Below are 21,074 nucleotides of genomic sequence, written 5' to 3'. Positions count from 1 at the left end.
CTTATATACAACCTTTAGGGTGGTTTTAGCGGTGGGGCTCACCTGTTCCCATTCCGAACACAGAAGTTAAGCCCACCAGCGCCGATGGTACTGCTAACGCGGGAGAGTAGGCCGCCGCCAGTTTTTATTTTATTTTTAAAAGTCTCATACATAATTGTATGAGACTTTTTTTTTGCTCTATACCCAAATCCCAACAATAAATGAAATAAACAATTAGTGATAAGTAATGAGTAATAAGCAATGAGTAATATCCCCACTTCTATTGAATATTGGCTGTATAGAATACAAATAGTATTTAGTTTTACTCAATATATTGGTCATTATAGATTGTCCCATTATTGATTATTCATACCTCTTTCTAGCCCTGATAGGAACGGTTACCCCGCAGCATGGGTTGGCCCTTGGGTTAGGCGTAGGGTAAGGTAAAGGCAACGGCGCGAGGAGTATGAGTGGAGAGCAGGATTAAGCTCGTGAAAATTATTTTTGTAGATATTAAATCGAGATTATTTCTATTCATAAAAATTATAATAGACTAAATCTCTTAAACACTTTCTATTTATGTTGTAACTTTATTTTATGAAAGAGCATATTGTGAGAGGGTTCAGATTTGAAACTTACAAAGCACCGGAACTCTCCGTATTCGATCGTTTACTGGAAATTTTTACAGATTTATTAACCCATACTTCGGGAGATTTTGATGAAGCTATTGACTGGCTTCGAATGCTGGATGATGAGTATCAGCTTACTACTCCGGAATACACGATTGATGACTTTATTGAAGATCTTAAAAAGAAAGGATATATCCGTGAAGAAGTTAATCCTAATGGAGGAAAAGGAATTCGTCTGAGCGCAAAAATGGAACAAAATATCCGTAAACAAGCGCTTAACCAAATATTCGGAAACCTTGGGAAAAGTGGTAACGGCAATCATAAAACCAATAAGAGCGGAACGGGAGAAGATACAACAGGAGAATTCCGTAATTATAACTTTGGAGATCCGGTAGAGAAAATTTCTATTACAGAAAGCCTTAAAAATGCTCAAATCAACAATGGAATTGGAGATTTTCATCTTACTGAAGATGATTTAATCGTAGAAGATAGTATTCATCAATCACAGATGAGTACCGTTTTGATGATTGACATCAGCCACAGTATGATATTGTACGGTGAAGACCGAATCACTCCTGCCAAAAAAGTGGCGATGGCTCTTGCCGAACTGATTACAACGCGTTATCCAAAGGATACTTTGGATATCATTGTTTTTGGGGATGATGCGTGGCCTGTTAAGATTCAGGAGTTGCCTTATCTGCAGGTGGGTCCTTATCATACCAATACAGTTGCGGGGCTTCAATTGGCATTGGATATTTTACGGAGAAAGAGGAATACCAATAAACAGATTTTCATGATAACCGACGGAAAGCCAAGTTGTGTTCGTCAGGCTGATGGTACTTATTATATGAATTCTTATGGCTTGGATGAATATGTTGTTCAGAAATGTTATAATATGGCATCCCAGGCTAGAAGGCTGCATATTCCGATTACTACTTTTATGATTGCTCAGGATCCTTATCTACAACGTTTTGTAAGTGAATTTACAGAAGCTAATCAAGGAAAGGCTTTTTATACGGGACTCAATGGATTAGGACACATGATTTTTGAGGATTATGAGACCAATCGTAAGAAAAGAATACGTTAAAAAAAATATATTTCAAATTTTATAAAATCAGATATTAAATAAAATGACTGAAAAGCCAAACATAAAGACACTGGGCTCATTAAGAGCATCAGGATATATATCAAAAAATATAAAAGACGAATTAAGAGATAATTTAAAAACTAAAATTCGTAATAAAGAATCTGTATTTGAAGGGATTTTCGGATATGAAAATACGGTTATTCCTCAATTGGAACACGCTATTCTAAGCCGACATAACATTAATTTATTAGGATTGAGAGGTCAGGCGAAAACCAAACTGGCAAGAATGATGACCTCTTTACTGGATGAATGGATTCCTTTTATTGGAGGAAGTGAAATTAATGACGATCCATTTAATCCGATTTCCCGTTATGCTAAAGAGTTAGTGGAAAAGGAAGGTGATAATGCTCCAATAGAATGGCTTCACCGCGATGAAAGGTTTTTTGAAAAACTGGCTACTCCGGATGTGACTGTTGCCGATCTCATTGGTGATGTGGATCCTATTAAAGCTGCCAATCTTAAACTTTCTTATGCAGATGATCGTGTGATTCATTTTGGGATGATCCCGCGAGCGAACCGTTGTATTTTTGTAATTAATGAATTACCGGATCTTCAGGCGAGAATTCAGGTTTCTTTGTTTAATATTTTGCAGGAAGGCGATGTGCAGATTCGCGGATTTAAGGTGAGAATGCCTTTGGATATACAATTTGTTTTTACCGCGAATCCTGAAGATTATACCAACAGGGGAAGTATTGTAACGCCACTGAAAGACCGTATAGGATCGCAGATTTTGACACATTATCCTGAAAACATCAATATTGCAAGAGAAATTACGAATTATGAATCCAGTTTAGACAGCCGTCAGAAAAATGGTGTATATGTTCCTTCTTTAGCGAAGGATCTTTTGGAACAGATTGGTTTTGAGGCTCGTGAAAGCGAATATGTAGATTCAAAAAGTGGAGTGAGTGCACGTATGAGCATTACTGCTTTCGAAAACTTATTGAGTACAGCGGAGCGTAGATCTTTACTAACTGGTGAAGAAGCAACTTCTGTAAGATTAAGCGATTTTGTGGGGGTAATTCCTGCAATCACGGGAAAAGTGGAATTGGTTTATGAAGGCGAACAGGAAGGGGCGGAAGCGGTTGCCCAGTTATTGATTGATAATGCGATCAGAACTTTATTTACATCTTATTTCCCGAAAGTAGAAAAACTGGAGAAAAAGAATATTGATGGGCCGTTTAACCAGATTACGGATTGGTTTTTGGAAGACGATGGATTTTTGGAAATTACGGACGAATCTTCGGATGAATCCTATGCAAAATCTCTTAACAGGATTGATCCTCTTGATCAAATCATTGAAAAATATCAACCAGATACTCAGCCGGAGGATATTTTATTCTTAAAAGAGTTTATTCTTTGGGGATTGGCAGTTAACAAAAAACTGAATAAAGAAAGATTCAGAACAGGAGTTTTCTTTTCTTAAATTTTCAAAATTTTAAAAGGCATAAAACAAAAAGATGTGGAAATTAATTTCCACATCTTTTTATATTTTTAATCAAATACTTATCAAACCTGGATAACTCCCAGATTAAACTTTTCTGTAATAGGAGCATGATTGGCTGCTTCTATTCCCATAGAAATCCATTTTCTGGTGTCGGCTGGATTAATGATAGCATCAGTCCATAATCTAGCTGCTGCGTAGGTAGATTCTGTTTGTTTTTGATATTTTTTTGAAATGGTATCTAATATCTCGTTGTGTTCTTCTTCAGAAATTTCTTTACCTTGTTTTTTCAGGGTAGACTCCTGAATCTGTGCCAGTACTTTAGCAGCTTGGGTACCTCCCATTACGGCAAGATCTGCCCAAGGCCATGCTACAATCAATCTTGGATCATAAGCTTTTCCACACATCGCATAATTTCCTGCGCCATAAGAATTTCCCGTAATGATTGTAAATTTAGGGACTACTGAGTTAGAAACAGCATTTACCATTTTTGCTCCATCTTTGATGATCCCTCCATGCTCTGATTTTGAACCTACCATGAAGCCGGTAACATCCTGTAAGAAGATTAAAGGGATTTTTCTTTGATTACAGTTGGCAATGAATCGAGTCGCTTTATCAGCAGAATCGGAATAGATCACTCCTCCAAATTGCATTTCTCCTTTACCGCTCTTTACTAATTTTCTTTGATTGGCTACAATTCCCACAGACCAACCATCTACTCTTGCCGTAGCACAAATAATACTTTTACCATAGTCTGGTTTATATTCTTCATATTCGGAGTTATCCACAATACACTTTATAATTTCGTAAGTATCATATTGTTCAGCTCTGGAAACCGGCATAATTCCGAAGATATTATCAGGACTTTCTTTTGGTGGAAAGCTTTCTATTCTGTCAAAGCCTGCTTTTTCAGTACTTCCGATAGACTTCATAATATTTTTTATTCTGTCTAAAGCATCTTTATCATCTTTCGCCTTATAATCGGTAACACCAGAAATAGAACAGTGAGTAGTAGCCCCTCCTAATGTTTCATTATCAATGCTTTCTCCAATAGCAGCTTTTACAAGATAGCTTCCTGCCAGGAAAATAGAACCTGTTTTATCCACAATCATAGCTTCATCGCTCATAATAGGTAAATAAGCACCTCCAGCTACACAACTTCCCATAACCGCTGAAATCTGGATGATTCCTGAAGCACTCATTTTAGCATTATTTCTGAATATTCTACCAAACATTTCCTTATCCGGGAAAATTTCGTCCTGCATAGGTAAGTACACTCCTGCAGAATCAACAAGGTAAATGATTGGAAGTCTGTTTTCCATTGCTATTTCCTGTGCTCTCAGATTTTTCTTTCCAGTGATAGGGAACCAAGCTCCTGCTTTTACCGATGCATCATTGGCTACAACAAGACATTGTCTTCCTGAAACATATCCCATTACTACTACAACTCCTCCGCTAGGGCATCCACCATGTTCTTCATACATTTCATAGCCGGCAAAAGCTCCTATTTCTATGGAATCAGAATCTTTATCAAGAAGATAGTCTATTCTTTCTCTTGCAGTCATTTTTCCTTCTTCACGAAGCTTCTGAAGCCTCTTTTCACCGCCTCCTTTTTTGATCTCGGCAAGCAAGCGATTTATCTCTGATAATTTTAATCTGTTCTGATCTTCTCGTTTGTTGAATTCGATGTCCATAGAATTTTCAATTTTTTACGCTTAAAGATACTATTTTTATGAGGAATATGATTAGGAAGTAAAACAGTTGTTTAATAGTTTGGTTATTAGTTAATTGTGAAATTTTTAACAAAAAAATATTTTTAAATAATTTAAATTTTTTCTAACTTTACAATAGAGTAACAGGGGGTGAAATCCTCTGAAAATACTCTGTTCCTAGTTTATTTTTTTAATAGTTTATTATTTGAAGGCCCTGAAAGTTTAATAAATTTTCAGGGTTTTTTTGATACTAAATAATAATTGTTAATAATATTTTCTAAATTCTAAAATAGTAAGATCAGTAATTGGATTTTTAAATTTCTTATATTTTTTAACGGGAATGAATCCAAGTTTTTCCGGAATTTTTTTACTGGCTAAATTGTCTTCATCTACTGGATATACAATATATTTAAATGTAAAATTGTTTTCAAGAAATTCAATAAGTTTGGTTATGATTTCAGTTCCTAATCCTTTCCCTTGAGAACTTTTTTTTAGCCATAATCCAAGCTCAATGGATTCCTCTGTTATGTTATGAATACCGCAGCATCCAATAAAAGTTCCTTTTGTATCTAAAGCAACCATTACCAAGTCCGTATTTTGTGATAAAGTTCTTTTCGATTCATTAACAAAATTGATAATCTCTTTTCTGTCACCTTGTGGGTTGAAGGGCATATATTTAGTGACTTCTTTTGTAAAATGTTCTAGAATATCATCAATGTATGAATCATTAACGGGTTGTAAGGTTATACGTTCTGTCTTAATTGTAATGTCCGGATTTAATATCATTATTTTTTTTAATCTTTTTTAGAAAATTAATAGAATAGATCATGTATTGGATACAAAAACTATTAAAAACTATATTTATCATTTTTTATTAACTTAAATTTATATTTTTTGTGAGATTTATAAAAGCCTATTTGTAAATTTGCCTGTTAAAATTTTAAAGAAGGTAGGATATGCATAAATTAGCTCTTTTCAGATTGCACTTAATAGTATTTTTATGGGGATTCACTGCAATTTTAGGAAAACTGATTCATGCGAATGCTCAGATTCTGGTATTTTACAGAATGCTGTTTGCAGCGATCTTTCTTTTTGCATTTATCAGAATATATAAAAAAGAAAGCATAAGGGTTTCAAAAAAAATATTTTTTCAGCTGGCTGCAATAGGTTTTACCATGGCCCTTCATTGGTACTGTTTTTTTTATTCCATTAAAGTTTCCAATGTCTCCATTGCATTAAGTTGTTTATCATTATCCACACTCTTTGCCTCTATTTTGGAGCCTGTTATCTTTAAAAGGAAGATTGATATTTCAGAAGTGGTGATGGGAGTCGTGATTGTAGCCTGTATTTTATTGATCTTCAAGACAGAATTTCAATATAAAGAAGGAATTATATATGGTATTCTGTGTGCTGTCTTTGGGACTATATTTTCTGTTTTTAATGGGAAAATGTTTGGAAAAACGAGTTCCGGAAATATTATATTTTACGAAATATTCTGTGGTTGGTTCATTTTAATGGTAATTTATTTGTTTTCAGGACAAATTTTTCAGATGAATGAAATAAACTATCGTGATATAGCGTTAATATGCTTGTTAGCCAGTGTTTTCACTGCTTTTCCAATGCTGGAATCGGTGAAATTAATGAAGTATATATCGCCTTTTACTCTAATTTTAACAGTTAATTTGGAACCTGTTTACGGAATTATACTAGCTTTTTTTATCTTTGGGGAATCAGAACATATGAGTCCTATATTTTATATAGCTTCAGGAGTTATGATACTGGCAATCATTGCGAATGGATTAATAAAAGCCAGAAAAACTAAAAACTTTAACTAGCATCAATTTTAAATGATGAAAAAATATTTTTTACTTGCATTTTCACTGCTCTATGGGCTGTCTCAATCTCAGATCATCAGGAAATATTCCAATGAATTCTTAAATATCGGAGCGGGTGCCCGAGGACTGGCAATGGGAGGTGCTGTAATATCCAATCAGGACGATGTGTATTCTCCTATGTGGAACCCGGCAGGTTTGATGTCTATTGAAAAAGACTGGCAGGGAGCTGCAATGCATGCTGAATACTTTGAATCTATTGCAAAATATGATTATCTGGCTTATGCTAAAGTATTGGAGGAAGGAGTTTTTGGAGTTTCTGTAGTAAGGCTAGGAGTAGATAATATTTTGAATACCACCCAGATGATTGATGCAGAAGGGAATATTGATTATGATAAAATCACAAAATTCTCTCAATCTGATTATGCTGCTATACTTTCATATGCATTCCGTCCCGGAGGAAATCCCAATCTTGATGTTGGGGTGAACGCTAAAATTGTCTATAGAAATGTAGGTAAATTTGCAAATGGATATGGTTTTGGTTTTGATGTAGGGGCTATTTATAAAGGTGAAAACGGATGGAAATTCGGGGGAATGATAAGAGATATTACGACTACTGTTAACTTTTGGAGTATTAATCAGAAAGAATTATCAACAGTGGTGAACGGCGAAGAATTTAACCCGGCACCAAAAGATAAAATGGAACTTACGATGCCTAAGCTTAATGTAGGAGCGAGTAAATTATTTGAAATCAACAGTAGTGTTTATGTATTGCCGGAAGCAGGAATCAATGTAGATTTTGCGAAAACGGCTTCTTTGATCTCAACCGATTTTGCCAGTATCAGTCCCTATGCAGGAGCTGAATTAGGATATCAGAAAATGATTTTTGTGCGATTAGGGATCAATAGGTTCCAGTCTATTACAGATATAGAAGATTTAAAAAGAAAAGTTTCTTTCCAGCCAAGTGCGGGGATCGGGATCAGATATAGAGGACTTACGCTGGATTATGCGATTACGAATTCAGGAATTGGAGGTTCTAATTTCTATTCTAATTTCTTCTCACTTAAACTGGATATGGGAGCATTCAGAAACGATTAAAATGAATGATATGAAAAAGTTATCAATATTGATGTTGGCCATTTGCTCAACAGCCATTTTCGGGCAAAAAGTTTCAGATTATAAATATGTATCTATTCCGGAAGAATTTAAAACTTTCAAAGGAGATAGTTATGGCTTAGAAGCAGCTTTAACAAAAGCATTAAAAGGTAAGAAGTATGTAGTTTTATCTACAAATAAGGATCAATGGCCTACAGAAGCTAGAGAGAATTCCTGCAATGTATTGAACGCTGAAGTTCTGAATGTAAAAAGTATGTTTACAAATAAACTAATGCTAGTTATCAAAGACTGTGATAATAAAGTTCTTCTAGAATCTAAAGGAAGTTCTGGTATTAAAGAATTTGAAGAAGGTCTTGCAGATGCCTTGCAGATGGCCTTAGTAAATGTAGGTGTATCCAATCCGGTTGCTATGCAACCTGCAAAAAATCAACCTTCAAATAGCATAAATACTAATAATACTACCCAAAGTTCTGTTCAGGAAACAGCTGTGGTTGCTCCTGCAGCGGGTAATTATTCTAACGGAAAAGTAGATGTACAGAAAATACAGATTGATGCTAATCAATTTATTCTGGCGAAATCAGGAAGTTCTGTGCCGTTTGCTATCTTTAAAACAACTTCAAAAAAAGATGTATTCATAGTAAAGCTTGCAGATAATAATATGACCATTGGTTATTTTGAAAATGGAACTATTGTAATTGATATTCCACAGGCTGATGGAAGATATTCTAAAGAAACTTTCGTTGCAAAATAATCTACATAAATAGAATCCATAATAATTAATCCTTAGTTCAAAATATTTTTGAATTAAGGATTAACTTTATAAATTAAAATCGTGAAAAAAATTTATATTTCGATATTGGCAGTGATGTCAATATACTCAAGTGCACAAAATGTATTTAATACTCAATTACATGAGATTAACTTCGGATCTTCAAGTAGCCCAGCCCCGCTTATAAAATTGAATGACCGTATTCTTTTTCCTGCTTCAAAATCTGATGGAACAGCGTTGTGGAGTTTTAATCCAATAACACAAAAATCATCGTTAATAAAAGATATTTTTCCGGGCTCTAGTATGAGCATGTCTGGTAATCCTGCTTTTATGAAACTCAATAATAAGATATACTTTATTACTCAGAATAATAATGACAACAAACAGCTCTGGGTAACAGATGGAACAACGGCAGGGACTTCCAAATTAACAGATCTTAATTTTTATTATTCAATTGAAGTTACCGCAGCCACAGGAAATAATATCTTTTTCTATCACAATAAAGAACTTTGGGGCTATAATATAGTGACAGGTATTCTGCAGCAGCTAAAAACATTTGAATATACTTCCGGAAATATTAAAATGTATACCATGAATGATACCGTGTTTTTTGCGGCTAATGATGGTGTGCATGGAACAGAGATATGGAAATCAGATGGTACGGCAGCAGGAACATCATTATTAAAAGATATTGTCACCGGTCCATCATACGGAAGTATTGATGGAGACTTTAAAGCATTAATTTTAAAAAATAAACTTTATTTTGTTGCTAATGTTGGAACAGGATATGAATTATACTCAACAGATGGAACTGAAGCAGGTACAGTATCTGTAAAACCTGTAGGGTTTTATCAGCTGGAGGGTGCAGCAACTGATGACTATTTTGTTTTTACAGGATCTGATACTGTAAACGGTTTAGAACCGTGGATTTCTGATGGAACAGCTGCCGGAACACATTTACTCAAGAATCTGATGCCCGGAGCTACAAGTTCTATGACCATGATGAAATTTGTAAAATTTAATAATAAAATATTCTTTCAAAATGGTGCCAACGGGGTAAGTTTGGGATATGGTAATTATATTTGGGAAACAGATGGTACAGAAGCTGGAACTGTTCGCTATAATACCAATAATGATGCTTTGATATATGGAACGAGTTCAGATAATAACCACCTGATTCTTACAATGCCTAATTATTATAACAGATTCTGGGTTGTTAATGGAAATTCATCTCAGAATTTTGAGATCACAGGACTTGATATGTCATCCAATAATAGTTTTATTGACCTGAATTCTAAAATTTATCTTAGCGGAAGTACTCCAAAATATGGAACAGAGCTATTTTCATTAGATCCGGCTACCCATGAGATTGCAATAGCTTCTGATATCAATAAGTCTGATAGTTCTTCCCCTCATGCATTTTATGGACTGAATAATGACCTGATTTTCATTGCAACAGACAGACAATATAAAAGCCAGATTTATAAAAGAAATAAAAGTACGCAGCAAATTGAGAGACTGTCCAATTATGGGAATGATTGGTCTGTTGGAATGAGCAGTGGCTTTAATGACAATTTTATTAAAGTTGGAAATTATCTGTATACACCTGAAGGGGCCTACAGAACAGATGGAACAGCAGCCAATACCATATCAATATCATCGCCGGATATCACCAGCAGGGTATTGTATACAAGTTTAAACGATAATACATTACTTTTTGCCGGATATAATAATTTGGTGGGTACTGAACTTTGGAAAATTGATAATACATCTAATACCGTTAGTCTAGTAAAAGATATTTCCACAGATAATATGGGAAGTCTTTATTCCGTAGATTCAAAAGCTGCAGTGTTGAATGGATTTGCCTATTTTGTGGCAAAAGAAAATGGAAAGCTGGGAATCTGGAAAACAGATGCTACTGAAGCAAATACTCAAAAGGCAATACAGTTTTCCTACCAGGATGGAACAGATGGTGATATCAAAGTCTTAAATACATTTAATGATAAGCTATTCTTTACAAAACAACAGGAAAATACTCCGACAAACTACAGCTCCGGACAGAATGAACTTTGGGTCTCAAACGGAGATCAGGCATCTGCTGTATTGCTGAAATCTTACGCAGCTCCTTATAGCTCTACCACTATTGCAAGAGAAACAATAGTGTTTAATGATAAGTTATTTTATGTGACCTCAGGTTATCCCTCGCCAGCTTTGTATTCTACAGATGGAACTGTTGCCGGGACGGAAAAGATTGTATCAGATCATTTTTCAGGGAATGTACAATTTAAAAAATGTGGAAATCAGTTATTTTTTACCAATAACAATAATACGCAACTGTGGAAAACAGATGGGACAGCTGGTGGTACTTCTAATTTATCCCAAAATATTTCTTCTGTGAAAGATATGACGTGTATTAATAACTATTTTTATTTCCTGAATGGTGATTCCCAAAAAGTATGGAAAAGTGATGGTACTTCCGTTTATCCTATGGATATTTTTGTAACCAACGATGATAATCAGCTTTTGGCTAATGAAAATATTCAGAAAATGGGAACAGATGGTGAGAAACTATTTCTGACCATTTCCACCAAAGAACATGGAAGTGAATTATATGAAATTACAGATCTAATGCCGGTTTATCTGGCAACCAATGAAACTACTAAAACAGAAAGTAAAAATAGAACTTTAGATCTTCAGATTTATCCTAATCCTGTTTCAGAATATTTTTCAGTAAGATTGAAAGAAAATGATAAAATAGAGACCCTGAAAATTTTCGATTCCTCCGGAAAGTTGGTGAAGGATATGATCTACAACCATACGAATATTAATGTAGCAGAACTTTCATCAGGAATATATTTCATTAAAGTCAAAACAAGTAAAGGAGATTACCTCGGTAAAATCATAAAAAAATAATCAATATAAAAGGCTCTTGAAAAAGAGCCTTTTTGTAATAGATATGTTGATGTGTTTTTTCTTTTTTTAGAGTAATAATTAGGAGTCTACCAGGTTATGGATTTGTATAAAAAAAATTAGAAAAAGGGAAAATAGGGTAGAATGGCTAATGCATTATCATTTGCAGAATGAGTTTTTTTTCATGGTATTATTGTTTGTTAATTGATAATACTAATTTATGAAAAAAACACATATAATAATATTATTTGTTTTATATTTTAAATATATTGAATTTTTATTAGCCTTAATATAGGTTTGTGATGTGTTTTTATAGTATTTGTCTCTTATTGAGGAAATGTATTTTGAATTGTAATTTTATAAAAAAAAGTTCCTTTATTTGTGAAAAATAAATTAATGGAGTAGGCGAGACTATCCGTTATTATTGAAAAACTCCCAAATCACTTTCGCTTTACTTTTACCTAAGATCTCTTCCAATGTTTCTTGGTTGGCTTCTTTAATTCTTTTTACAGACTTAAGTTTAGACAGTAATAATTCTATGGTTTTTTCTCCCACACCAGGAATTTCTTCCAGTTCAGATTTTATAGTGGAATTTTTTCTTCTTGTTCTGTGATGTTTTACCCCAAATCGGTGAGCTTCATCCCGTACTCTTTGTAAGATTTTTAAAGTCTCGGACTTTTTGTCGAGATATAATGGAATAGGATCTTCCGGAAAGAAAATCTCTTCAAGCCTTTTGGCAATTCCTACGATGGTAATTTTCCCATACAATCCTAATAGTCTAAGACTTTTGACAGCAGAAGATAATTGACCTTTTCCACCATCAATAAGAATCAATTGTGGTAAGCTTTCCCCTTCATCCAGCATTCTCTTATATCGACGGTAGATAACTTCCTCCATTGTTGCAAAGTCGTTGGGACCTTCTACTGTTTTAGGGTGAAAAATTCTGTAGTCTGCCTTGCTAGGTTTCCCGTCTTTAAAAACTACGCAGGCAGAAACCGGGTTGGTTCCCTGAATATTCGAGTTGTCAAATCCTTCAATATGGCGGGGCTCTACAGGCATTCTGAGAAGCTTTTGCATTTCAGCCATAATCCTGTTCGTATGTCTTTCCGGATCAACAATCTGAACTTGTTTTAATTTTTCCAGACGATATTCCTTTGCATTTTTTTCAGAAAGCTCTACGATTCTTTTTTTATCCCCAACTTTAGGAACAATAAGTTTTACATTTGGAATTTCTACAGATAAATGGAAAGGAAGCAGTACTTCTTTAGAATCAGATCCAAACTTCTGCCTGATCTCAATTAAAGCCTCTTCCATAATATCTTCATCAGTCTCTTCAAGAATTTTTTTAATTTCTGTAGTGAAACTCTGGATGATATTTCCGTTTCTTATTTTGAAGAAGTTAACATAAGCTGCAGTCTCATCACTGGTCATACCGAAAACATCCACATCATCAATATTTGGATTGACCACGGTATTTTTAGCCTGATAATCCTCCAGAATATCCAGTCTTTCCTTAATAATCTGAGCTTCTTCAAACTGAAGATTGGAGGCGTGCTTCATCATTTGATTCACCAGATACTCCTTTGCTTTGCGGAAATCTCCTTTAATGATTCCACGGATGGCATCTATCTTTTCATCATATTCTTCTTTACTTTCAAGATCTTCACAAGGACCTTCACAGTTTTTAATATGATACTCCAGACAGACTTTATACTTTCCGTCTGCAATTTTAGCAGGCGAAAGATTCAGATTACAGGTTCTGAGTTTATAAATATGTTTGATGGTATCCAGCAAAATTTTTGCGGGACGTACTTTTGCATAAGGTCCATAATATTCCGAACCATCTTTAATGACATTTCTGGTGAGAAAAATTCTGGGAAAATCTTCATTTTTAATACAGATCCAAGGATAGGTTTTGTCATCTTTAAGCATGACATTATAAAACGGTTGATGTTCTTTAATCAGATTATTTTCCAACAAAAGAGCATCATACTCACTGTTTACAATGGTTGTTTCCAGACGTTGGATCTTGCCAACCATAATTTTGATCCTGTATCCTGAAAGATTTTTATTAAAGTAGGAGAGAACCCTTTTCTTTAAATTTTTAGCTTTTCCTACATACAATAATTGCTCGTTTTTATCATAATAACGATAAACACCAGGTTCGGAAGGTAAAGTTTTGAGCTGTAATTCTAAAGAAGGATTCATATAACAAAATTAAGGAAACTTTCCCTATTTAAAAAAAGAAAAACCTGCAGATGATTCTACAGGTTTTGATATTTTAATGATGTATTTTATCCGTGGTTCATATCAGTATATTGATACACTAAAAAGCTGAAATAATCCCATTCTACAGAATTTTTTGGATATTTTTTCATGAATTCAGCGTTATCTCCAAATAAAAAGTCATAATTGTCCTCAAAATCATCTTTGTGAAGCCACATTACCTTATTTCCTTTCTTTACATAATAAGATTTAATAACACCTCCTCCAAATGCAGGAGCACCAGCAAAACCAGTACTGATAGTTTCTGAAGCAAATGGATCATGGTAAACGGTTATAAGTTCATTAAATTCAGGATTGATGACCTGCATTAAAAAAGCTTTGGGTTCTTTCTTGTTTTTTAAAGAAACGATTTGGTTTTCATAGGGAATAGCATCGTCGGTTATAGATTTACTGTATTTTTTAGTGCTGTAATTTCTCATATTTGAAATAAACTTTGCTGCTTTCATAGACTTTTCAGTGTCTGTTGCATACAAATACATTTCAGCAATATCAGCTGCCGCAAATTTCATAGGTTTTCTTGAATCAACATCTTCAATAGTAATAGAAAGAATCTGTCCTCTTTGCTTTTCCCATGATTTGCTATATCCTTGATGTTCCGTATTGTCCTTTAAGATAATGGTGGAAACTTTTTTGTCTGTTGCCGTATTGAAACCTTCGTTAAATAGATAACGATTCATTTCTTTTCTTTCTTCCTTGGAATATTTCACTTTTTGGGCAAAAGTGGCTGTGCCTGCAACACATAATGCAAGTAGTAGAGTTTTCAGTCTCATGTATTATAGTTTTTAATTTTGGGGGTAAAAATAACAAATTAATTCACTTCTTTACATAAAAAGATAGAACAGTGAAATTTAGTTTCTTCAATTATTGTTAAATGCGTAATTTTAAGAAAATTTTTTAGAAATGATATACGGAGTAGATGTTTTTACTTTCCATGATGTTCTGGAAATATGTAAAAAACCTAATAAAGCCAAGCTGAATAAAGCAGCAAAAGACCAAATTTTAAAATCTCAGAAAAACGTACAGCAAATTGTTGAGTCCGACAGATGCGTATATGGTATCAATACAGGGTTCGGACCACTGTGCGATACTAAAATATCAGCTGATGAAACAGCTCAGTTACAGTATAACCTGATTATTTCCCATGCTGTAGGAGTAGGGAAGCCTATTGAAAAAGAACTTTCTAAAATCATGATGATTGCTAAAGTTCATGCTTTGTCAAAAGGATTTTCCGGAGTTTCTCTTGATGTTATCGAGAGAATGATTCTTATGCTTGAAAAAGATATTATTCCGGTTGTTCCTGAACAGGGATCTGTAGGTGCTTCTGGGGATCTAGCTCCTTTAGCTCATCTGGTGTTGCCTTTATTAGGTCTTGGACAGGTTTGGGAAGGAGATACAATTTCTGATACCCTGGAAGTATTGGAAAAACATAATCTTGAACCATTGGCTCTTGGGCCAAAAGAAGGATTGGGACTAATCAATGGTACCCAGTTTATCTTAGCGCATTCCATCAAAGGACTTGAGAAATTTGAATATCTGTTGGATCTTGCTGATATGACAGCTGCAATGAGTATTGAAGCATACAGAGGGTCTGAAAGTCCTTTCAAAAAAGAACTTCATGAGATCAGACCATTTGAAGGAAGTAAAAAAGTAGCTGCAAGGATGCTTAAGTTCCTGAAAGGTTCAGAAAATATGAAAGCTCATGAAGATTGTGAGAGAGTGCAGGATCCTTATTCCATGAGATGTGTGCCACAGGTGCACGGGGCGAGCAGAAATGCTTTTGAACATCTTAAAAGTATGGCAGAAACAGAATTGAACTCTGTAACAGATAACCCGATTGTTTTAAGTGCTGAAGAATCTATCTCCGGAGGAAACTTTCACGGGCAGCTGATGGCTTTACCATTAGATTATGCAACGCTTGCAGCGGCTGAATTAGGAAATATTTCGGATAGAAGAAGCTACTTATTATTGGAAGGAAAATATGGACTTCCAAGATTATTAACAGAAAGTTCAGGACTGAATTCAGGGTTTATGATTCCTCAGTACACTTCTGCAGCGTTGGTAACAGAAAATAAAACATTGTGTTTCCCTGCATCTGCGGATTCTATTCCTACAAGTTTAGGACAGGAAGACCACGTTTCCATGGGAAGTATTTCTGGAAGAAAATTCAATCAGGTTCTTGGAAATCTGGTTAATATTCTATCTGTTGAATTAATGTTTGCTGCTCAGGGTCTAGAGTTCAGAAGACCATCAAAGTGTTCTAAGATCATTGAAGAAAACTTCACAATTCTTCGTTCCAAGGTTGCTAAACTTGAAGATGACAGACTGATCGGTCAGGATATGCTGGCCATTGCAGAGCTTATCAAAGAAAGAAAGTTTGTTGTAAACTAATCAAATAAAAATGAAAGGCTCCCAATGGGAGCTTTTTTGTTTCTAAAATCGATCAAATAAATATGACTATCCATAGAACAGATTCCAGCTCTTCAGATTTTCAAATCTTGGTAAAGTACCTTGATTCTACGCTTGCAGAACATAACGGAGCTGATGATGCATTTTTTGCCCAGTTTAATACAACTGATAATATTAAAAATTGCATTGTGGTTTATATTGATGAAGTTCCGGCAGCATGTGGCGCTTTCAAAGAACTTTCCGAAGATACTGTGGAGATCAAAAGAATGTTTACCAACCCAGCGTTCAGAAAAAGAGGGTTAGGCTCTTCCATTGTAAAGGAATTAGAAAATTGGGCTAAGGATTTAGGGTATAAAAAAGCAGTTCTCGAAACTTCCAGGGAATTGACGAATGCCATTTCCGTTTATGAAAAAAGTGGATTCTTAAGAATTCCAAATTATGGACAATATATTGGTGTGGAGCGTAGTGTATGTTATGAAAAGCAATTGAGGTAAGAACACTTGAAATTCTGACCTGGTATTTACTCCTGATATTAATATTCATGTAATGCTAAATTTATTTTTTTTAAACTTTTAATTCTCATGAAAGTGTTATATTGTGGCTCCAACCAAAATTATAACATATGAAAAAAACTGTATTTTTCCTGGCATTATTTTTTGCCTTAAACTCCTGTACACAGGAGGAACTTCGCAATGAGAACCCGAATACTGAGATGTCTCAGAAAACTCCTTTAACGGAAAAACAGATTAATGAAAGGATCAACCAGGCCATAAAAAATGAAGGAACTTTCAATTGGAAGAATGAATCCGATCATTTTCTTTGGAGTGCTATTTTCCGTGGGAACAGAATGGTATCTATTGGATTTGGTTCATCCAAGGATGATTTTGACAGAAGTAAATCTCCGGATAATAAAAATATGGAGGACGAAATTTTAAATGCCATTGCAAAATCTGAAGGAAGAGGATCAGCAAGATTCCTTTTGAATTCCGACAAGTATCTTAACCAACTGGATGTAACCATCGAAAAAGAAGAAACGATAACGGCTCTTCGCCAGATGAAAAATATACGATATGTAGAGCCCGCAGACTATCATTATTTTGAAAATGAAGCCAAATATAATACCACTTCAAAATCTTCAGGCAGCGGTTCTTCAGGATGTGGTTTCTCCACTGCTACTCTAAGTGCTGTAGATTATACATCCACAACACCCACTGCAAAAATTCCATGGGCATTTACCAAACATAATATTCCTGACGCCTGGAACTACAGTACAGGAGCAGGAGTAACCATTGGGCTTATTGATACTGGAGTTTCTCCAGATCAGTCTTTACTAGGATCCAGTTTTAATAATGGAGCATCATCAGGAAGAACGATCACCAAATTTGGAGTTTATAATGCTGATGGTTCAGCAGATCAATGCGGGCACGGAACCAAAATGGCTTCTGTAATGGCGGCCCCGAGAAATAATGCGGGACTTCCCGTAGGAGTAGCCTACAATGCAAATCTTATTGCTTACCGTGCTGCCGAAAATGTAGTATTGGAAACTTCCAGTGAGCAAAATGGAGTGAAAACTGCGTTTACAGACTTAGGTAACAATACCAATGTAAAAATCATCTCTATGTCAATGGGACATATTTTTTCAGTAGGGAAAATTGAGGATGGAGTGAAATATGCTTATGCCAGAGGAAAACTGATTTTCTGTGCAGGAGGAACATCTACCAGCTTTACGAATTTTGTAGGGGTTATCTTCCCTGCTTCAATGCCGGAAACCCAGGCAATAACAGGAGTAAAAGAAGGAACTTCCAATCAGAAATGTAATGTTTGCCACTCCGGAAGTCAGATTGATTTTACCTTCCAGATGGAAAGAGCATCAGGAAATACAGTTCCGGTTTTAAGTTATTACAACGGACAAGCAGATTACGTAGGAGGATCTTCAGTGGCGACGGCGGCCACTGCCGGAATTGCAGCATTGGTTTGGGCTAAAAACCCATCATGGACCAGAGATCAGGTTCTTAATAAAATGAGGCAGTCGGCAACCTATTATCCAACTGTTAATTCGAGCTATGGCTATGGGAACATTAATGTTTTAAAGGCTGTACAATAATTTTTTTTAAAGGAAGCAGGGAAAGAGAATTCCTGCTTCTTTTTTATATTGCCCCTTAATCTCCCAACTGATAATCCAAAGGAAGCATTTTTTCAACTTTATTTCTCGAAAATTCTCCCTGGGTAACAAGCTGATCAGGTGTGGTAATATTTCCATCTTTTGAAACTTCAAAAGACTCTCCTTCCTCTGAATAGAGAAAAGTAGATAAGGTTCTATTGTATTTTCCTCTGATAAATTGATTTTTTTTAATGCTTTCATAAGGTGCCTTGGTATAATTAACCTGAAGAATATCTTTAAAACTAAAGAGAACCTGTCCGTTTGTTCTTTTCACATAGTCTGAATCAGGGATCAGTGTTTTGGTGATAGCAAGAGAATAAGGTTTTTGACTATTCTTTCTACGGGAAATATCTCTGATATCTTCAGGAATATTGATTGTCTCTGAAGATTTCGATATGGTCATGAAATCTTTTAAAACATTTAATTCTTTCTCAGTAGGGTAGTTTGAATTGGGGATTTTTACAACCTGATTGACAATGAATTCGTTTTCAGGAATTGTATTATGGTAAATACTTCTGAAAAAATGAAGTGAACTTCCGTCATAAGCATTCATCCGGTTGATTTTAACCTTATCTGTATTTTTAGTTTCCTTAAAGAAACTTGTTCCTGTATAATTGGTAATATTCGTATTAAAATCTGTTGAATAATTGATCAGATTGTATTCAATTTCATATCCCAGATTTTTATTTTCAATGAGTAAAGTCTTAGGTGCTTTTACTCTAAGCAGCTTCTTCTTTTTATCATAAGAAAATTTAAGTGTTTTTTGATTTTTGATTCTCACATTTTCTAGATCATCTCCAATAAAATTACGGAGAAAAGTATTGATATAATGAGTATAAGCTTCGGAAGTATAAGGGACCAATACTATTTCTTCAATAGCATTGGTTTTAGTTAAAACAACCTTTAGATTTTTGTTGACAACTGTTGAGATTTCTGTACTGAATGTTTCATAATCTTCTTTCTGAAAAATAATATTGCCACTGGTTTGTGTAGAAAGAGAAAGGCTAAAAGTTCCATCTTCTTTTGAAACCGTTCCTGTTTTTGTTCCGTCAATATAGATGCTCACACTGCTTAATCGATGCTCCTTATCATCTACCACGGTACCTTTGATGACCTGGGTAAAAGAAAAGGAATAAGTGAATAAAAAAAATAGTAATATCGTTTTCATGGTTAACAATATTACTAAATTTTTAGTGATAAAAAAGATATGATTGAAAATTGCTTATCCAATTCTCACACTGGTCATACTTAAAGATCCACCAATCAGTTCGTCGTTAAATAAAGATAATTTTTCGGTTGTATCTTTCAAAGCTAGGGTGTAGATCAAAGGTAAATAATGGTCAGGAGTAGGAACTGCATATTGTAGAGAAGTTCCTTGTTTATGGTAATCAATAATATTCTGAAAATTACCATCCAAAAGCCAATTATTGGTTTTTTCCCTTGCTTCTATAGCCCAGTCCCAGCCAGCACCAACGGTATTGATATTTTTCCAATCGATCATACGTAGGTTATGAACAATATTTCCGCTTCCTATGATTAGGATTCCTTTCTCACGAAGCTTATTCAGCCTTTGGGCAAGGTCATAATGATATTGTGGCGGTTTTGTATAATCAATGCTTAATTGAATAACAGGAATATCTGCATCAGGATATAAATGTCTTATAACAGACCAGGCTCCATGATCCAGTCCCCAATTGTGATCTTCCTCTACTTCTACAGGAAGCAAAAGCTCAGCAGTTTCCCTGGCAAGTGCCGGACTTCCGTGAGCGGGATACTGTACTTCAAACAATTCTTTTGGGAAACCATAAAAATCATGGATTGTTTTAGGCATTTCCATAGCGGTGACAAAGGTTCCCGGCGTATACCAATGTGCAGAAATACATAGAATAGCATTCGGTTTTGGAATTTCACTCGCTATTTTGCGGAATCCTTGTACAAACTGGTTTTCTTCAATAGCATTCATCGGAGAGCCGTGTCCAAGGAATAAAACCGGCATTCTTTGTGTGTTGTTGAAACTGTCACTTATATTTTGAAGATCGTTGAGGTTCATAAGTATTGAATATTGATAAAAAAATAAAAGGTCCAAGGCTTTTTAATAAAAATCCCTGAACCTTTTAAAAAGTATGTTACAAATTATGCTTGTTTTACAAACTGTAATTCGCCAGCGATTTTTACATCATCACTTACCATTACCCCTCCTGCTTCAAGCGCTGCATTCCAATTCAATCCAAAATCTTTTCTGCTGATTTTTCCTTCAAAAGAGAAACCTGCTTTTGTATTTCCCCATGGATCAACATTGATTCCACCGAAGTCTACATCTAATGTTACAGGCTTTGTAATTCCATTGATCGTAAGGTTTCCAACTACTTCGTTGTTCAGTTTCTGAGATTCAAAAGTGATGGTTGGGTGAGCTTCAGCACTGAAGAATTCAGCAGACTTTAAGTGATTGTCTCTGTCTGTATTATTAGTGAATACAGAATCAGTCTGAATGGTAGCTGTAGTTTTTGCGTTTGCAAAGAATTCGTCTTCAGATTCAATTTCAGCAGTGAAAGTTCTGAAGCTTCCTTTTACGTTAGAAATCATCATGTGTTTTACTTTGAAAGTAATTTCACTATGCGTAGGGTCTAAGATCCATTTTGTTGCCATTGTATTTTGTATTTTTTGTTGTTGTTAATGATGCAAATTT

General features: G+C 34.9%; 16 protein-coding genes and 1 rRNA gene. 10 read left to right on the top strand and 7 right to left on the bottom strand.

The window, feature by feature from the left end; all coding sequences use genetic code 11:
- Positions 1-15: 15 nt before the first annotated feature.
- The 3 genes from rrf to EG344_RS07995 all read left to right on the top strand — a co-directional run bounded on the left by rrf (position 16) and on the right by EG344_RS07995 (position 3,178).
- Positions 16-123, top strand: a 5S ribosomal RNA gene (rrf, locus tag EG344_RS08005).
- A gap of 453 nt (positions 124-576) precedes the next feature.
- The gene (locus EG344_RS08000; protein WP_123909015.1) at positions 577-1,695 is read left to right on the top strand and encodes a vWA domain-containing protein; all 1,119 of its coding nucleotides are present in this window, start codon (positions 577-579) and stop codon (positions 1,693-1,695) included.
- A 43-nt stretch (positions 1,696-1,738) separates the two neighbouring features.
- Positions 1,739-3,178 carry an AAA family ATPase gene (locus EG344_RS07995; RefSeq protein WP_123909014.1) on the top strand — a complete coding sequence of 480 codons (1,440 nt, stop codon included), beginning with the start codon at positions 1,739-1,741 and terminating at the stop codon, positions 3,176-3,178.
- An 83-nt stretch (positions 3,179-3,261) separates the two neighbouring features.
- Here the strand turns inward: EG344_RS07995 and EG344_RS07990 are convergent, their stop codons facing one another.
- Together EG344_RS07990 and EG344_RS07985 are read right to left on the bottom strand one after the other, a co-directional pair.
- Complete coding sequence (locus tag EG344_RS07990) at positions 3,262-4,890, bottom strand: acyl-CoA carboxylase subunit beta (protein WP_123909013.1); 1,629 nt, start codon at positions 4,888-4,890, stop codon at positions 3,262-3,264.
- Between the two features lie 282 nt (positions 4,891-5,172).
- Positions 5,173-5,694 carry a GNAT family N-acetyltransferase gene (locus EG344_RS07985; protein ID WP_123909012.1) on the bottom strand — a complete coding sequence of 174 codons (522 nt, stop codon included), beginning with the start codon at positions 5,692-5,694 and terminating at the stop codon, positions 5,173-5,175.
- 170 nt (positions 5,695-5,864) lie between these two features.
- Here EG344_RS07985 and EG344_RS07980 point away from each other — a divergent pair, with 170 nt between their 5' ends.
- The 4 genes from EG344_RS07980 to EG344_RS07965 all read left to right on the top strand — a co-directional run bounded on the left by EG344_RS07980 (position 5,865) and on the right by EG344_RS07965 (position 11,538).
- Positions 5,865-6,743 (top strand): DMT family transporter, encoded by an 879-nt coding sequence (locus EG344_RS07980; protein ID WP_123909011.1) that lies wholly within the window; start codon positions 5,865-5,867, stop codon positions 6,741-6,743.
- A 12-nt stretch (positions 6,744-6,755) separates the two neighbouring features.
- Positions 6,756-7,838 carry a PorV/PorQ family protein gene (locus EG344_RS07975; RefSeq protein ID WP_123858982.1) on the top strand — a complete coding sequence of 361 codons (1,083 nt, stop codon included), beginning with the start codon at positions 6,756-6,758 and terminating at the stop codon, positions 7,836-7,838.
- Between the two features lie 10 nt (positions 7,839-7,848).
- Complete coding sequence (locus tag EG344_RS07970; RefSeq protein WP_123909010.1) at positions 7,849-8,607, top strand: hypothetical protein; 759 nt, start codon at positions 7,849-7,851, stop codon at positions 8,605-8,607.
- 81 nt (positions 8,608-8,688) lie between these two features.
- Positions 8,689-11,538, top strand: coding sequence for a T9SS type A sorting domain-containing protein (locus tag EG344_RS07965; protein ID WP_123909009.1), 2,850 nt, complete (start codon positions 8,689-8,691; stop codon positions 11,536-11,538).
- A gap of 408 nt (positions 11,539-11,946) precedes the next feature.
- Here the strand turns inward: EG344_RS07965 and uvrC are convergent, their stop codons facing one another.
- Positions 11,947-13,743 (bottom strand): excinuclease ABC subunit UvrC, encoded by a 1,797-nt coding sequence (uvrC, locus tag EG344_RS07960; protein ID WP_123858985.1) that lies wholly within the window; start codon positions 13,741-13,743, stop codon positions 11,947-11,949.
- An 86-nt stretch (positions 13,744-13,829) separates the two neighbouring features.
- Positions 13,830-14,591 carry a hypothetical protein gene (locus tag EG344_RS07955; RefSeq protein WP_123909008.1) on the bottom strand — a complete coding sequence of 254 codons (762 nt, stop codon included), beginning with the start codon at positions 14,589-14,591 and terminating at the stop codon, positions 13,830-13,832.
- 130 nt (positions 14,592-14,721) lie between these two features.
- On the opposite strand from EG344_RS07955, the gene hutH reads away from it, so the two are divergent.
- The 3 genes from hutH (at position 14,722) to EG344_RS07940 (ending at position 18,331) form a co-directional block, all read left to right on the top strand.
- A complete protein-coding gene (gene hutH / locus EG344_RS07950) occupies positions 14,722-16,209 on the top strand; it encodes a histidine ammonia-lyase (RefSeq protein WP_123909007.1) in 1,488 nt (495 codons plus the stop codon).
- A gap of 62 nt (positions 16,210-16,271) precedes the next feature.
- Positions 16,272-16,721 (top strand): GNAT family N-acetyltransferase, encoded by a 450-nt coding sequence (locus tag EG344_RS07945; RefSeq protein ID WP_123909006.1) that lies wholly within the window; start codon positions 16,272-16,274, stop codon positions 16,719-16,721.
- Between the two features lie 128 nt (positions 16,722-16,849).
- Positions 16,850-18,331, top strand: a complete 1,482-nt coding sequence (locus EG344_RS07940) for a S8 family peptidase (RefSeq protein WP_123909005.1) — start codon at positions 16,850-16,852, stop codon at positions 18,329-18,331.
- 55 nt (positions 18,332-18,386) lie between these two features.
- On the opposite strand, the gene EG344_RS07935 is transcribed toward EG344_RS07940, so the two are convergent.
- The 3 genes from EG344_RS07935 to EG344_RS07925 all read right to left on the bottom strand — a co-directional run bounded on the left by EG344_RS07935 (position 18,387) and on the right by EG344_RS07925 (position 21,034).
- On the bottom strand, positions 18,387-19,556 hold the full coding sequence (locus EG344_RS07935) for a carboxypeptidase-like regulatory domain-containing protein (RefSeq protein WP_123909004.1): 1,170 nt from the start codon (positions 19,554-19,556) through the stop codon (positions 18,387-18,389).
- A gap of 54 nt (positions 19,557-19,610) precedes the next feature.
- Positions 19,611-20,438 (bottom strand): 4,5-DOPA dioxygenase extradiol, encoded by an 828-nt coding sequence (gene ygiD, locus EG344_RS07930; RefSeq protein WP_123909003.1) that lies wholly within the window; start codon positions 20,436-20,438, stop codon positions 19,611-19,613.
- An 83-nt stretch (positions 20,439-20,521) separates the two neighbouring features.
- The gene (locus tag EG344_RS07925; RefSeq protein ID WP_123909002.1) at positions 20,522-21,034 is read right to left on the bottom strand and encodes a YceI family protein; all 513 of its coding nucleotides are present in this window, start codon (positions 21,032-21,034) and stop codon (positions 20,522-20,524) included.
- Positions 21,035-21,074: the final 40 nt, after the last annotated feature.

Origin of the sequence: Chryseobacterium sp. G0162 (assembly GCF_003815715.1) — a bacterium.
In the GTDB taxonomy this organism is placed as follows: domain Bacteria; phylum Bacteroidota; class Bacteroidia; order Flavobacteriales; family Weeksellaceae; genus Chryseobacterium.
This window is presented reverse-complemented; position numbering and strand designations above follow the sequence as displayed.

What these genes read in the sequence shown, in the direction of transcription:
- EG344_RS07925 (WP_123909002.1), bottom strand. Translation starts at nt 21,034, where the DNA reads ATGGCAACAAAATGGATCTTAGACCCTACGCATAGTGAAATTACTTTC.
- EG344_RS07970 (WP_123909010.1), top strand. Translation starts at nt 7,849, where the DNA reads ATGAAAAAGTTATCAATATTGATGTTGGCCATTTGCTCAACAGCCATT.
- EG344_RS07980 (WP_123909011.1), top strand. Translation starts at nt 5,865, where the DNA reads ATGCATAAATTAGCTCTTTTCAGATTGCACTTAATAGTATTTTTATGG.
- EG344_RS07935 (WP_123909004.1), bottom strand. Translation starts at nt 19,556, where the DNA reads ATGAAAACGATATTACTATTTTTTTTATTCACTTATTCCTTTTCTTTT.
- EG344_RS07945 (WP_123909006.1), top strand. Translation starts at nt 16,272, where the DNA reads ATGACTATCCATAGAACAGATTCCAGCTCTTCAGATTTTCAAATCTTG.
- hutH (WP_123909007.1), top strand. Translation starts at nt 14,722, where the DNA reads ATGATATACGGAGTAGATGTTTTTACTTTCCATGATGTTCTGGAAATA.
- EG344_RS07975 (WP_123858982.1), top strand. Translation starts at nt 6,756, where the DNA reads ATGATGAAAAAATATTTTTTACTTGCATTTTCACTGCTCTATGGGCTG.
- EG344_RS07985 (WP_123909012.1), bottom strand. Translation starts at nt 5,694, where the DNA reads ATGATATTAAATCCGGACATTACAATTAAGACAGAACGTATAACCTTA.
- EG344_RS07995 (WP_123909014.1), top strand. Translation starts at nt 1,739, where the DNA reads ATGACTGAAAAGCCAAACATAAAGACACTGGGCTCATTAAGAGCATCA.
- EG344_RS08000 (WP_123909015.1), top strand. Translation starts at nt 577, where the DNA reads ATGAAAGAGCATATTGTGAGAGGGTTCAGATTTGAAACTTACAAAGCA.
- uvrC (WP_123858985.1), bottom strand. Translation starts at nt 13,743, where the DNA reads ATGAATCCTTCTTTAGAATTACAGCTCAAAACTTTACCTTCCGAACCT.
- EG344_RS07955 (WP_123909008.1), bottom strand. Translation starts at nt 14,591, where the DNA reads ATGAGACTGAAAACTCTACTACTTGCATTATGTGTTGCAGGCACAGCC.
- ygiD (WP_123909003.1), bottom strand. Translation starts at nt 20,438, where the DNA reads ATGAACCTCAACGATCTTCAAAATATAAGTGACAGTTTCAACAACACA.
- EG344_RS07990 (WP_123909013.1), bottom strand. Translation starts at nt 4,890, where the DNA reads ATGGACATCGAATTCAACAAACGAGAAGATCAGAACAGATTAAAATTA.
- EG344_RS07940 (WP_123909005.1), top strand. Translation starts at nt 16,850, where the DNA reads ATGAAAAAAACTGTATTTTTCCTGGCATTATTTTTTGCCTTAAACTCC.